The sequence below is a fragment of the Pelomonas caseinilytica genome, assembly GCF_021353235.1.
In the GTDB taxonomy this organism is placed as follows: Bacteria; Pseudomonadota; Gammaproteobacteria; order Burkholderiales; family Burkholderiaceae_C; genus Pelomonas; species Pelomonas caseinilytica.
Map to the genome: position 1 here is coordinate 75,886 of NZ_JAJTWT010000007.1, position 12,635 is coordinate 88,520.

A 12,635-nucleotide genomic window follows, 5' to 3' on the forward strand; every position below is an offset into this window, starting at 1 on the left:
ACACGTGACGTCCCGTGTGCCCATCGGCAAATTCTACGGTCGGCCCCTCGCCGCACCCCGCGCTCCCGGGAAAAGCCGGCCCGGCCGGCACCCGTGGCCGCCCGCGCCCCGGCGCTGGCACGCCCCTTGCGCTCCTGGCCGCAAACGACATCGACACAGGAGACAACCATGGTCGGCATCCTCGGCATCTTCGCCTCGCTGGCGCTGCTGATTTACCTGGCAGAACGCGGCTGGAACGTCATCTTCGTGGCGCCGATCTGCGCCACGGTGGCCATCCTCTTCAACTGGGGCGACCTGCCGGTGCTCGGCAGCTACACCCAGATCTACATGCCCGCGCTGGGCTCCTACTTCGCGACCTACTTCCCGCTCTTCCTGCTCGGTGCGGTGTTCGGCAAGCTGATGGACGAATCCGGCTCGGCCCGCGCCATCGCCCACCGCATCGTCGCCTGGGTGGGCCCGAAGCGAGCCATTCTCGCCGTGGTGCTGGCCTGCGCCCTGCTGACCTACGGCGGCGTGTCGCTCTTCGTCGTCGCCTTCTCGGTCTACCCGATCGCGGCCTCGCTGTTCCGCGAGGCCGGCATCCCCAAGCGCCTCATCCCCGCGGCCATCGGCCTGGGCAGCTTCACCTTCACCATGGTGGCGCTGCCGGGCACGCCGGCCATCCAGAACGCCATCCCCATCCCCTTCTTCAAGACCAGCATCTACGCCGCGCCCGGCATGGGCCTGGTGGCGGCGGTCTTCATGTTCGCCAGCGGCATGTTCTGGCTCAACCGCCGAGCCCAGGCCGCGGCCCGCCAGGGCGAAGGCTATGGCGATCATGCCGAGGACCACCCCGCCGTCGACACCCGCAACCTGCCTGGCTTCGCCGTCGCGCTGACCCCCATCCTGCTCGTCATCGCGCTGAACTTCCTGCTGTCCAAGTTCGTCATCCCGGCCTTCGACCACAGCTACCTCGCCACGGCCAAGTTCAAGAACGTCGACCTCAAGAAGGTGCTGGCGATCTGGGCCATCGTCGGGGCCATGGCGACGGCCATCGTCGCCATCGTGCTGATGAACCGGCGCCGCATCGCCGACCTGGCGGGCGCCATCAACGCCGGCACGCTGGGCTCCCTGCTGCCCATGGCCAACACGGCCTCGGAGGTGGGCTACGGCGCCGTCATCGCGGCGCTGGCGGCCTTCGCCATCGTGCGCGAGGGGCTCAAGTCGCTGGCGTCCGACCCCGTCATCTCGCTGTGGCTGGTGGTGACCGTGCTGGCCGCCATGACCGGCTCCGCCTCGGGCGGCATGAGCCTGGCCCTGGGCGCCATGGGCGAGTACTACGCCAAGGCGGCCGAGGCGGCCCACATCAACCCGGAGATCATGCACCGCATCGCCGCCATGGGCTCGGCGGCCATGGACATCCTGCCGCACAACGGCGCCGTCATCACCCTGCTGGCCATCTGCAAGCTGACCCATCGGCAGTCCTACTTCGACCTCTTCATGGTCGGCAGCCTGACGGCCTTCTCGGCCAGCCTGCTGGTGCTGGGCCTGTACCTGACGGTCGGCGTGTTCTGACTCCGCCCCGCGCCGAAAGGACCCGCCATGCGCCGCCTGCCCTTGCTCCTCCTGGCCGCCACGCTGCTGGCCGCCCTGCCGGCCCGCGCCCAGCGCGAGCTGCGCCTGCTCGCGGCCGAGCTGCCGCCCTACACCTACCAGGTGCCTTCGGGCTCGGTCTCCGAGCAGCCCGGCCCGGGGCGCGGCATCGTGCACGATGCCGTCGTCGAGATGGCGCGGCGCGTGGGCCATTCAGGCCGCATCGAGTACATGCCCTGGTTCCGCGCCCAGGAGATCGCCCGGACCGAGCCCAACGTCGGCATCCTGGCGCTGACGCGCTCGCCCGAGCGCGAGGACCACTACCTCTGGATGGTCAAGGTGCTGAGCGACGACCTGGTGCTCGTCGGCGCGGCGGGCGTGGACGTCGCCGACCTGTCGCGGGTGAAAGACCGTCCGGTGGGCGTGCTGCTCAGCTCCGGGGCCGAGGCCCTGGTGCGCGGCCTGGGCTTCACCAAGGTGTCGCCGCAGCGGGAGGAATGGATGAACGCGCGGCGCCTGAAGGACAGGCGCATCGACGCCTGGCTGGCGCCGCGCGCCATGGTCGTGCACGCGGTGCGGGAGGTGCGCGGCAACCTGGACGTGCTGCAGTTCGGCCAGGTCGTGCGCGTGTCCGACCTCTACCTGGCGGCCTCGCGCGGCCTGCCGGAGGCCGAGGCGCGCCGCTGGCAGGCCGCCTTCGCCGCCATGCAGGCCGACGGCACGATGGCGGCCATCCGGCGCCGCCACGAGCAGGCCCGGGTCGACCCGGTCGAGGACGAGAAGCGCCGCATCGTCGAAGAACCCTTCAACTGAGCGCATCGCGCGCCCGGGGAGCGTCCATGAAGAACCGGCACATGCTGGGCAGCGCCCAGGCCCGCCAGGCGGGCAAGGTCGTCTCGGCGGCGGAGGCCGTGCGCCTCATTCGCGACGGCGACACGGTGGCCACCGGCGGCTTCGTCGGCATCGGCTTCGCCGAGGAGATCGCCGTCGCCCTCGAGGAGCTCTACACCGCCGCGGACGAGCCGCTGCCGGGCATCGGCAAGCCGCGCAACCTGACCCTGGTCTACGCGGCCGGCCAGGGCGACGGCAAGACGCGCGGCCTCAACCACCTGGCCCATGCCGGGCTGGTGCGGCGCGTGATCGGCGGCCACTGGGGCCTGGTGCCCGGCCTGCAGCAGCTCGCCGTGGGCAACCAGATCGAGGCCTACAACCTGCCGCAGGGCGTCATCACCCACCTCTTCCGCGACATCGCCGCCGGCAAGCCCGGCCACCTGTCGCGCGTCGGCCTGGGCACCTTCGTCGACCCGCGCCACGGCGGCGGCAAGCTCAACGAGCGCACCACGCAGGACCTCGTCGAGCTGATGACGCTGGACGGCCGCGACTACCTCTTCTACAGGGCCTTCCCCATCGACGTGGGCATCGTGCGCGGCACCACGGCCGACCCCGACGGCAACATCACCATGGAACGCGAGGCGCTGACCCTGGAGGTGCTCTCCATCGCGATGGCGGCCCGCAACTCCGGCGGCCTGGTCATCGCCCAGGTCGAGCGCATCGCCGAGCGCGGCAGCCTGCACCCGCGCCAGGTCAAGATCCCCGGCATCCTGGTCGACTGCGTGGTCGTCGCCCAGCCCCACCACCACCCGCAGACCTTCGCGACGGGCTACAGCGCCGCCTTCGCCTCGGAGCTGCGCGTGCCGGCCGGCGCCATCGAGGCCATGCGCATGAGCGAGCGCAAGATCATCGCCCGGCGCGCCGCGATGGAGCTGCGCCCCAACGCCGTCGTCAACCTGGGCATCGGCATGCCCGAGGGCGTGGCCAGCGTCGCCCACGAGGAGGGCATCCTCGACCTGCTGACGCTGACGGCCGAACCCGGCGTCATCGGCGGCGTGCCGGCGGGCGGCCTGAACTTCGGCGCCGCCACCAACGCCGCGGCGGTGATCGACCAGCCCTACCAGTTCGACTTCTATGACGGCGGCGGCCTGGACATCGCCTTCCTCGGCCTGGCGCAGGCCGACCGCGACGGCAACCTGAACGTCTCCCGGTTCGGCCCGCGCCTGGCCGGCGCCGGCGGCTTCATCAACATCAGCCAGAACGCCAAGCAGGTGGTCTTCGTCGGCACCTTCACCACCGGTGGCCTCAGGCTGGACGTGGCCGACGGCCGGCTCGCCATCGCGATGGAGGGGCAGGCCCGCAAGTTCGTCGACCAGGTCGAGCACCGCACCTTCTCCGGCCCGCACGCCGCCGCCGAAGGCAAGCCCGTGCTCTACGTGACCGAGCGCTGCGTCTTCCGGCTGACGCAAGAGGGCGTCGAGCTGGTCGAGGTGGCGCCGGGCATCGACATCCAGCGCGACATCCTCGACCGCATGGACTTCGCGCCCATCGTCCGCCAACCCCGCCTCATGGACGAGCGCATCTTCAGACCCGACCCCATGGGCCTGCGCGAGGACGTGCTGCGCCTGCCGCTGGAGGCCCGCTTCCTCTACGACGCCGGGCTGAACGTGCTCTTCCTGAACTTCGAGCGGCTGGAGCTGAAGTCGGCCGCGCAGGTGGAGGCCGTGCGCGAGCACGTGCGGGCGCTGTGCGAGCCGCTGGGCCACAAGGTCCATGCCATCGTCAACTACGAGGGCTTCGTGCTGGACCGCGAGGTCGAGGAGGCCTATGCCGACATGGTCAGGGACGTGGTGGAGCGCTACTACCTCGGCGTGACCCGCTTCACGACCAGCGCCTTCATGCGCGCCAAGCTCGGCGACGCGCTGGCCCGCCGCGCCGTGGCGCCCCACATCTTCGAGTCGGAGGCCGAGGCCAGGGCCGAGCTGCTGCGCGAGCCGCGCTGACGGCCGCGCTGGCGGCCGCGCGGCCCGAACCTCAGATCGTCGGCAGCGCCGGCCCCCATCCCAGCGGGGCCGGCAGGGCCGCCAGGATGCGCTGGCGCAGCGGTGCGTAGGCTTCGTCCACCGCCTGGCCGGGTCGCGGGGCGAGCGGGTCCTGGTGGCTGCCGAAGGCCTCGTCCAGCTCGGCCCAGTCGTCGGCGTCGAACACGGCCGCCGCGCGCGGCAGCACCTCGGTCTCCTCGCGCCTCATGTGGCGCAGGTAGCGCGCCGAGTAGAGCTGCAGCTGGTGCTCGAACTTCTCGCGTCGCGGCTCGCCCATCTGCTCCCAGGCGAGCAGGCTGTGCTGCAGCTCGCGGATGGAGCGCTCGCCCTGGGCGTGGTCGCCCTCCAGGTCGTCCAGCGTATCGCGCAGGGCCGGCGCCCGCGCGCGCAGCTTGGGAAAGAGCAGCTCGCTCTCCTTGCGGTGGTGCAGCCGCTCCGGGAACTCGTCGACGTAGAACAGCATGGCCCTCAGCGCGCCGAAGTCCGGCAGGGCGCTGGCGCGGCGATGGGCGTCCAGCAGCAACGGCAAGGTCCGCAACATGGCGGCCAGGGCGTCGTGCTCGGCGCGGATGACGCGCACGGCCAGTGGCATGGGCGAGACAGACATGATGCAAGCGTCGCGCGGCATCGCAGGCCGGTCCTTGCTCTGGATCAACTCCACCGGATCTTCGGTCACGCGCCCCCCGTAAAATCCCTGGTTTTTCCCCTCAGCCCAAGGAAAGCCCCGGCCATGACTGCATCGACCGCCTCCCCCACCCTCATGGCCAACGCGATCCGCGCACTCGCGATGGACGCGGTGCAGGCGGCCAACTCCGGCCACCCGGGCGCCCCCATGGGCATGGCCGACATGGCCGTGGCGCTGTGGGCGCGTCATCTCAGGCACAACCCGGCCAACCCGCACTGGGCCGACCGCGACCGCTTCGTGCTGTCCAACGGCCACGGCTCGATGCTGATCTACGCCTTGCTGCACCTGACGGGTTATGAGCTGCCCATCGAGGAGCTGCGCAACTTCCGCCAGCTGCACAGCAAGACGCCCGGCCACCCCGAAGTCGGCATCACGCCCGGCATCGAGACGACGACCGGCCCGCTCGGACAGGGCGTCACCAACGCCGTCGGCCTGGCCCTGGCCGAGAAGCTGCTGGCACGCGACTTCAACCGCGACGGCCACACCATCGTCGACCACCACACCTACGTCTTCCTGGGCGACGGCTGCCTGATGGAGGGCATCAGCCACGAGGCCGCATCCCTCGCCGCAGCCTGGAAGCTCAACAAGCTGATTGCCCTGTACGACGACAACGGCATCTCCATCGACGGCCAGGTCGCGCCCTGGTTCGGCGACGACACCGCCCAGCGCTTCAAGGCCTATGGCTGGAACGTCATCGGCCCGGTGGACGGCCATGACGTCGACGCCGTCGACCGCGCCATCGCCCAGGCGAAGAAGAGCGCCGACAAGCCCAGCCTCATCATCTCCCGCACCGCCATCGGCAAGGGCTCGCCCAACCGCGCCAACACCAGCAAGGCCCACGGCGAGCCGCTCGGCGCCGAAGAGATCAAGGTGACCCGCGAGGCCCTGGGCTGGACGCACGAGCCCTTCGTGGTGCCGGCCGAGGTCTATGCCGCCTGGGACGCCAAGGCCGCCGGCGATGCCGCCGAAGCCGCCTGGGACGAGCGCTTCGACGCCTATGCCGAGGCCCACCCCGAGCTGGCCGCCGAGTTCCAGCGCCGCATGGCCGGCGTGCTGCCCGAGAACTTCGCGCAGATCGCCGTGGACGCCGTCGTCAAGGCCCATGCCGAGGCCCAGACCGTCGCCAGCCGCAAGGCCAGCCAGCTCGCGCTGGAGGCCTTCACCCTGGCCCTGCCCGAGCTGCTCGGTGGCAGCGCCGACCTGACCGGCTCCAACCTCACCAACACCTCCAGCACACCGGCCCTGCGCTTCGAGGCCGACGGCAAGCCCAACGCCGGCCGCCACATCAACTACGGCGTTCGCGAGTTCGGCATGGCGGCCATCATGAACGGCATCGCCCTGCACGGCGGCTTCATCCCCTACGGCGGCACCTTCCTGACCTTCAGCGACTACAGCCGCAACGCCATCCGCATGGCCGCGCTGATGAAGACCCGCGTCATCCACGTGATGACGCACGACTCCATCGGCCTGGGCGAGGACGGCCCGACCCACCAGTCCATCGAGCACGTGGCCAGCCTGCGCCTCATCCCCGGCCTGGACGTCTGGCGCCCGGGCGACACGACCGAGACGGTGGTGGCCTGGACCATGGCCCTCGGCAACGCCCAGCGCCCCAGCCTGCTGGCCCTGTCGCGCCAGAACCTGGCCTACTCGCCCAAGACCAACGTCGACGAGATCGCCAAGGGCGCCTACGTGCTGTTCGACCCCGTCAACGCCAAGGGCAAGAGCAAGGCCGAGGCCGTCCTGATCGCCACCGGCTCGGAGGTCCAGCTGGCCATGCAGGCCAAGGCCCTGCTGGCCGACGAGGGCGTCAAGGTGCGCGTGGTGTCCATGCCCTCCACCTCCGTCTTCGACCGCCAGGACAAGGACTACAAGAAGCACGTCCTGCCCAAGGGCCTGCCGCGCGTCGCCGTCGAGATGGGCGTGAGCGACTTCTGGTGGAAGTACGGCTGCGACGCCGTCGTCGGCATCGACAGCTTCGGCGAGTCGGCCCCGGCGGGCGTGCTGTTCAAGCACTTCGGCTTCACGCCGGAGAACGTGGCGGCGACGGTGAAGGCGGTGCTGAAGAAGAAGTGATGGGTGGCGCCGCTGCGGCGGCCTTGCTGCCTTGCAACCCGCCGCCTGCGCTAAAAACCGGCCTGCATCGAACAAGACCAGGGAGGTAGGGATGCGCATCGCCGTCGTCGTGACGTTCATCGCGTGGGTAGCCATCGGTTTCTCGCGCGCCGCCCAGGCGCAGATCGTTGAACTCGATCGCCCCGATTCCCAGGCCCTGTCCTGCCTGCAGAAGACCGGGCCGGCGATCCGCTACCCCGCACAGGACGAGGCCATACGGGCGCCGGGCCACCTGCGGCTGAGCCTGAAGTTCACGGCGCCGGACCGGGCGCCGGAGGTGACCGTGCTGTTCCGCGCGGCCAGCGAAGCCATGCTGGACCAGGTGCGGTGGTTCGTGCGCGGCTATCGCCTGCCCTGCCTGCCGGCGGATGGCGCGACGGTGCTGGCGGTTCAGGAGTTCGAGTTCAAGCCCCGGGTGACCGACCCCATCACCTGGACGGCGCCCCGGGCCGTCGTCGAGCAGGAGGCCCGCGCGGCGCAAGACAGCCCCAAGGCGCTGACCTGCCTGCGCACGCCCAAGACGCCGCCCGAGTTCGCCGGGACCTCTTGGCAACGCGAGATCGCCAACGTGTTCGTCGAGCTGACCTTCACGGCACCGGATTCGCCTCCCGCCGTCAAGGTCGCTTATGCCGGCGCCAACGCCAGCGAGACCCAGATCGACGCCGTGACAGAGTACGTGCAGCAATACCGCCTGCCCTGCATGGCCCCGGGCGGCAAGCCCTACTCGGTGCAGCAGCACTTTCAGTTCAGGCCCTATGGGGTGGGCGCGAGGGTGTTCAAGGACGCCGTACCGCTCAAGACATTCCTCGCCAGCATCAAGGGCATCCGCGGCATGCAGGCCAGGTTCGACTTGCGCACCATGGGTTGTCCTTTCCAGGTCGCGTGGACGCTGGGCAAGCCGGCGCTCGACAACCGCGTTGGCCAGATCGGCACGCCCGACCTGAACCGTACCGAATTCCTCATCTGGCTGGCCGGACTGCAGATGGACCTGAAGGAGCGGTCCTTCGAGGAACTGCTTGGCCAGACCGTCATCATCGACGTGCCCTGCGGCACCCTGAACCTGGGCGGCGACGCCACCGCGCCGAGCACCTGAAATCGGCCGGAAACCAGCGCCGAGCCCGGATCGCCGAGAATCCTTCCCGCACAGAATTTTTCATCCCCTGGAGACTCTCCCATGACCATCAAGATCGGCATCAACGGCTTCGGCCGCATCGGGCGCATGGTGTTCCGTGCCGCCATCGCGAACTTCAAGGACATCGAGGTTGTCGGCATCAACGACCTGCTCGAGCCTGACTACCTCGCCTACATGCTCAAGTACGACAGCGTGCACGGCAAGTTCGAGGGCGACGTGGCCGTCGAGGGCAACACCCTGGTGGTCAACGGCAAGAAGATCCGCCTGACCGCCGTGAAGGACCCCGCCGAGCTGAAGTGGGGCGAGGTCGGCGCCGACATCGTGGTCGAGTCCACGGGCCTGTTCCTGGACAAGGCCGGCGGCGAGAAGCACCTGACCGCGGGCGCCAAGAAGGTCATCATGAGCGCCCCGTCCAAGGACGACACGCCCATGTTCGTCTTCGGCGTCAACCACACCAAGTACGCCGGCGAGGCCATCATCTCCAACGCCTCCTGCACCACCAACTGCCTGGCCCCGCTGGCCAAGGTGCTCAACGACAAGTGGGGCATCAAGCGCGGCCTGATGACCACCGTGCACGCCGCCACCGCCACGCAGAAGACCGTGGACGGCCCGAGCAACAAGGACTGGCGCGGCGGCCGCGGCATCCTCGAGAACATCATCCCGAGCAGCACCGGCGCCGCCAAGGCCGTCGGCAAGGTCATCCCCGAGCTGAACAAGAAGTTGACCGGCATGAGCTTCCGCGTGCCGACGAGCGACGTCTCGGTGGTCGACCTGACCGTCGAGCTGCTCAAGGACGCCAGCTACGAAGAGATCTGCGCCGAGATGAAGGCCCAGAGCCAGGGCGCGCTCAAGGGCGTGCTGGGCTACACCGAGGACAAGGTCGTCGCCACCGACTTCCGCGGCGACGCCCGCACCTCCATCTTCGACGCCGACGCCGGCATCGCCCTGGATGGCACCTTCATCAAGCTGGTGTCCTGGTACGACAACGAGTGGGGCTACTCCAACAAGGTGCTGGAGATGGTCCGCGTCGTGGCGGGCTGACCCACGCCCGCCCCGTCCGCCGGCACCGCCCGGCGGCACCCGAGGCCGTGGCCACCGCGTGAGCGGGGGCCACGGCCTTCGTCTTGTGGCGGGCTGGATTCAGCGGTAGTGCTCGGCGCCGGGCGGCGGCACGACCCAGCCGTGCATGCGCTCCTCGTACACCGACACGGTGGGCGTCGGGAAGCCCGGCTCGGCAAAGGCCCCGACCGGCACCGCAACGAACTCCGGCATGCCCACCAGCTCGTAGTAGACCGTCGCGCCGCAGACCGGGCAGAAGTGAAAGCGCGCACCCGGGCCCTCGTCGCCGGCCCGCTCATAGACCGTCGATCGGCCGGAGGGCGTCACGTCTTCGCGGCGGAAGCGCGCCTGCTCGGCGAACACGCTGCCCGAGCGGCGCTGGCAGGCCAGGCAGTGGCAGATGGACACGCGGACCGGCTCGCCCACGACCTGGGCGGTGAGCTGGCCGCAGCTGCAGGCGGCGTGGCGAATGGGCATGGGCAGCTCCGGGCTGGGAAATGGCCGAGCATGCCACGCGCAATGCCGGCCGGCGCGCGGGGCCGCACCGTTCCCTAACCTCGCAGCCGCCCGGCGCGCCATACTGCGCCGATGCACGCCATCGAGCAGATCCTCGTCCTCTTCATCGCGGCCGTCGTGCTGGCCGCGGCGGCGCGGCGCGTGGGCGCGCCCTACCCCGTCTTCCTGGCCATCGGCGGCGCCCTGCTGGCCTTCGTGCCCGGCGCGCCGAGCCTGAGCCTGCCACCCGACCTCGTGCTGGCCCTGTTCGTGGCGCCCATCCTCGTCGACGCCGGCTACGACGCCTCGTTGCGCGACCTGCGCGACAACTGGGCCCCGCTCGTCAGCCTCGTCGTCGTGGCCGTGGTGCTCACGACCGCGGCGGTGGCCGCCGTCGCCCATGCGCTGGTGCCCGGCCTGCCCTGGGCGGCGGCCGTGGCGCTGGGGGCCATCGTGGCGCCGCCCGACGCCGTGGCCGCGACGGCCGTGCTGCGCCCGCTGCATCCGCCCCACCGCATCCTGGCCATCCTGGAGGGCGAAAGCCTGCTGAACGACGCCAGCGCCCTGCTGATCTACCGCCTGGCCGTCGGCGCCGTCTCGGCCGGCGGCTTTGCCGTCCAGGCCGTCGCGCCGACCTTCCTGCTGGGCGTGCTGGGCAGCCTGGTGGCCGGACCGGCACTGGGCTGGCTGGCGCAGCGCGTCTTCGTGCGGGTGCAGCACATCCCCACGGCCATCGTGCTGCAGTTCGTCGGGACGGTCTCGGTCTGGCAACTGGCCGAGCACGCGGGCCTGTCCGGCGTGCTCACGACGGTGGGGTTCGCGATGACGATGGCCCGAATGGCGCCGGCCAGCATCCCGGCGCGCATCCGCATTCCCACCAACGCCGTCTGGGCGACCGTGGTGTTCGCGCTGAACATCTTCGCCTTCATCTTCATCGGCCTGCAGATGCGCCCCATCCTGGCGGGCATGGAGGCGCACGCGGCGCAGCGCTACCTGGCCGTCGCCACGGCAGTGCTGGCGACCGTGATCGCCGTGCGCGTCGCCTGGCACATGGCGTTCAACGCGGCCGTGCGCTGGCGCGACCGCCGCCACGGCTTCCACCCGCCCCGCCCCATGCTCAGGCCCACGGTCGGCAGTGGCCTGGTCATCTCGTGGGCCGGCATGCGCGGCATCGTGACGCTGGCCGCCGCCCTCGCCCTGCCCGAGGGCTTCCCGTCGCGCGACCTCATCGTGCTGACCGCCTTCCTGGTCGTGCTCGGCACCCTGGTGATCCAGGGCTTCACGCTCAAGCCCCTGCTGCGGGCCATGAACCTGCGGGACGGCGACCCCGTCGCCCGCGAAGAGGCGGCCGGGCGCCAGCGCATGCTGGAGGCGGCCTTCGCCACGCTGCCTGCGCAGGGCTCGGCCGTGATCGACCTGGTGCGCAAGAACCTGAAGATGCACCTCGGCCGCCAGCTCCACGACGGCCAGAACCCCTTCACCGCCTTCAGCGCCGACTACGACGCCCACTACTGCGCCGCCCTGCAGGCCGCCCGCCAGGCGCTGCTGGCCCTGCGCGGCTCGGGCGAGATCGGCGACGACGCCTTCCACACGCTGGAAAACGACGTGGACTGGCTGGAGGTGTCCGAGCCGCTGCGCGCGGCCAACGCGGACGCGACGGGCTAGCGGCCCGGCCAGATCAATGGACGTTGCAGTCCCCGACGGACAGGACCTTGGCGGCCCGCCGGCAGGCCGAGCGCAGCAGCGCCGCTGCAAGCCGCAGCAACAGCACGCTCCAGGATCGGCTGTGCATGCCCTTTCCCCTAGGCCGGCCGTCGACGACGGCCGATGGCCACCAGCAGCGCGAGGCCGCCGCCCAGCAACGCCCACGTCGCCGGCTCGGGCACGGCCGCAGCCGGCGGTGGCGCCGAGTAGCCGGTCGGCAGGCCGACGATGGTGAAGCCGGCGTAGGCGGGGTCGTCGATGGAGAACACCGGGTCGGCCGCCGCGTAGGCCGTCGCGAAGGTGGATTCCGGCGGCGTGTCGTGGGCGTTGTAGATGACGTCGGCGCCCCACTTCGGTGTCCTGGCGCACATGAGGGTGCGTGCCGACGACCGCATCGGCGCCGGCGCGGATCATCAGCCGGGCCAGCGCGCGCTGGCGGGCATGCGCGGTCTCGCTGTGCTCCTGGCCCCAGTGCATGTAGGGGATCACCACGTCGGCCCGGGCGCGCGCGGCGCGGATGTCGGCCACGATCTGTTCCTCGTCGGCCCAGGCGACGCCGGGGCTGTCCGGGCCGGCCTCGAACTGGCGCGGGAACATGTCTCATAGCCCAGCAGGGCGATGCGCATGCCCTGGCGCTCGATGACGGCCGGCTGGTGCGCGGCCCGCAGATTCGCGCCGCCGCCGAAATACGCCAGACCGGCGCGCCACGCTCGTGAACGCGCGGGCGCTGGCCCACCTCCAGTACCCCGACAAGGCCGCCACGCTGCTGCGTGATGGCCTGCAGGCCCTGCCTGAGACGCCCGCCGCAGCCGCGCTGCGCCGGGAGATGGCCGCGGCGCTGGCGGGGCTGGGGCACTGACCGGCCGCAAGGCCGACGGCCGGCCTGGGCCGAGGACGGGAAACGAGCCGGCGCGGAATCAGCGCATCACGACCAGCTGAACCCGCCGGTTCATGCTGCGGCCTTCGCGGGTCTTGTTGTCGGCCAGGGGGGCGGATTCGCCTT

At 70.8% G+C, this 12,635-nt stretch carries 11 protein-coding genes and 1 pseudogene; 8 read left to right on the forward strand and 4 right to left on the reverse strand.

Annotation, left to right across the window (positions count from 1 at the left end; all coding sequences use genetic code 11):
- Positions 1–168 precede the first annotated feature (168 nt).
- The 3 genes from LXT12_RS17110 to LXT12_RS17120 are packed head-to-tail and all read left to right on the forward strand — an operon-like array spanning position 169 to position 4,406.
- Positions 169–1,554, forward strand: coding sequence for a GntP family permease (locus LXT12_RS17110; protein WP_233393498.1), 1,386 nt, complete (start codon positions 169–171; stop codon positions 1,552–1,554).
- A 27-nt stretch (positions 1,555–1,581) separates the two neighbouring features.
- The gene (locus LXT12_RS17115; RefSeq protein ID WP_233393499.1) at positions 1,582–2,385 is read left to right on the forward strand and encodes a substrate-binding periplasmic protein; all 804 of its coding nucleotides are present in this window, start codon (positions 1,582–1,584) and stop codon (positions 2,383–2,385) included.
- Positions 2,386–2,411: 26 nt separating this feature from the next.
- Positions 2,412–4,406, forward strand: a complete 1,995-nt coding sequence (locus LXT12_RS17120; protein WP_233393500.1) for an acyl CoA:acetate/3-ketoacid CoA transferase — start codon at positions 2,412–2,414, stop codon at positions 4,404–4,406.
- Positions 4,407–4,437: 31 nt separating this feature from the next.
- On the opposite strand, the gene LXT12_RS17125 is transcribed toward LXT12_RS17120, so the two are convergent.
- Positions 4,438–5,052 (reverse strand): hemerythrin domain-containing protein, encoded by a 615-nt coding sequence (locus LXT12_RS17125; protein ID WP_233393501.1) that lies wholly within the window; start codon positions 5,050–5,052, stop codon positions 4,438–4,440.
- Positions 5,053–5,175: 123 nt separating this feature from the next.
- Between LXT12_RS17125 and tkt the strand changes: the two genes are divergently transcribed.
- The 3 genes from tkt (at position 5,176) to gap (ending at position 9,415) form a co-directional block, all read left to right on the forward strand.
- A complete protein-coding gene (tkt, locus tag LXT12_RS17130; protein ID WP_233393502.1) occupies positions 5,176–7,203 on the forward strand; it encodes a transketolase in 2,028 nt (675 codons plus the stop codon).
- A 91-nt stretch (positions 7,204–7,294) separates the two neighbouring features.
- Positions 7,295–8,335 carry a hypothetical protein gene (locus LXT12_RS17135; RefSeq protein WP_233393503.1) on the forward strand — a complete coding sequence of 347 codons (1,041 nt, stop codon included), beginning with the start codon at positions 7,295–7,297 and terminating at the stop codon, positions 8,333–8,335.
- Between the two features lie 81 nt (positions 8,336–8,416).
- On the forward strand, positions 8,417–9,415 hold the full coding sequence (gap, locus tag LXT12_RS17140; protein ID WP_233393504.1) for a type I glyceraldehyde-3-phosphate dehydrogenase: 999 nt from the start codon (positions 8,417–8,419) through the stop codon (positions 9,413–9,415).
- A gap of 99 nt (positions 9,416–9,514) precedes the next feature.
- On the opposite strand, the gene LXT12_RS17145 is transcribed toward gap, so the two are convergent.
- Positions 9,515–9,910, reverse strand: a complete 396-nt coding sequence (locus LXT12_RS17145; protein WP_233393694.1) for a GFA family protein — start codon at positions 9,908–9,910, stop codon at positions 9,515–9,517.
- A gap of 111 nt (positions 9,911–10,021) precedes the next feature.
- Here LXT12_RS17145 and LXT12_RS17150 point away from each other — a divergent pair, with 111 nt between their 5' ends.
- Positions 10,022–11,593, forward strand: a complete 1,572-nt coding sequence (locus LXT12_RS17150; RefSeq protein ID WP_233393505.1) for a cation:proton antiporter — start codon at positions 10,022–10,024, stop codon at positions 11,591–11,593.
- Positions 11,594–11,730: 137 nt separating this feature from the next.
- On the opposite strand, the gene LXT12_RS17155 is transcribed toward LXT12_RS17150, so the two are convergent.
- Together LXT12_RS17155 and LXT12_RS27060 are read right to left on the reverse strand one after the other, a co-directional pair.
- The gene (locus LXT12_RS17155; protein WP_233393506.1) at positions 11,731–12,003 is read right to left on the reverse strand and encodes a PEP-CTERM sorting domain-containing protein; all 273 of its coding nucleotides are present in this window, start codon (positions 12,001–12,003) and stop codon (positions 11,731–11,733) included.
- Between the two features lie 28 nt (positions 12,004–12,031).
- Positions 12,032–12,229 (reverse strand): annotated as a pseudogene (locus LXT12_RS27060) (CapA family protein); the annotation flags it as partial.
- A gap of 115 nt (positions 12,230–12,344) precedes the next feature.
- On the opposite strand from LXT12_RS27060, the gene LXT12_RS17165 reads away from it, so the two are divergent.
- Positions 12,345–12,491, forward strand: coding sequence for a hypothetical protein (locus tag LXT12_RS17165; protein ID WP_233393507.1), 147 nt, complete (start codon positions 12,345–12,347; stop codon positions 12,489–12,491).
- Positions 12,492–12,635 lie beyond the last annotated feature (144 nt).

Coding starts and splice junctions, on each gene's coding strand:
- LXT12_RS17150 (WP_233393505.1), top strand. CDS start 10,022: ATGCACGCCATCGAGCAGATCCTCGTCCTCTTCATCGCGGCCGTCGTG.
- LXT12_RS17135 (WP_233393503.1), top strand. CDS start 7,295: ATGCGCATCGCCGTCGTCGTGACGTTCATCGCGTGGGTAGCCATCGGT.
- tkt (WP_233393502.1), top strand. CDS start 5,176: ATGACTGCATCGACCGCCTCCCCCACCCTCATGGCCAACGCGATCCGC.
- LXT12_RS17125 (WP_233393501.1), bottom strand. CDS start 5,052: ATGTCTGTCTCGCCCATGCCACTGGCCGTGCGCGTCATCCGCGCCGAG.
- LXT12_RS17155 (WP_233393506.1), bottom strand. CDS start 12,003: ATGTGCGCCAGGACACCGAAGTGGGGCGCCGACGTCATCTACAACGCC.
- LXT12_RS17110 (WP_233393498.1), top strand. CDS start 169: ATGGTCGGCATCCTCGGCATCTTCGCCTCGCTGGCGCTGCTGATTTAC.
- gap (WP_233393504.1), top strand. CDS start 8,417: ATGACCATCAAGATCGGCATCAACGGCTTCGGCCGCATCGGGCGCATG.
- LXT12_RS17120 (WP_233393500.1), top strand. CDS start 2,412: ATGAAGAACCGGCACATGCTGGGCAGCGCCCAGGCCCGCCAGGCGGGC.
- LXT12_RS17115 (WP_233393499.1), top strand. CDS start 1,582: ATGCGCCGCCTGCCCTTGCTCCTCCTGGCCGCCACGCTGCTGGCCGCC.
- LXT12_RS17145 (WP_233393694.1), bottom strand. CDS start 9,910: ATGCCCATTCGCCACGCCGCCTGCAGCTGCGGCCAGCTCACCGCCCAG.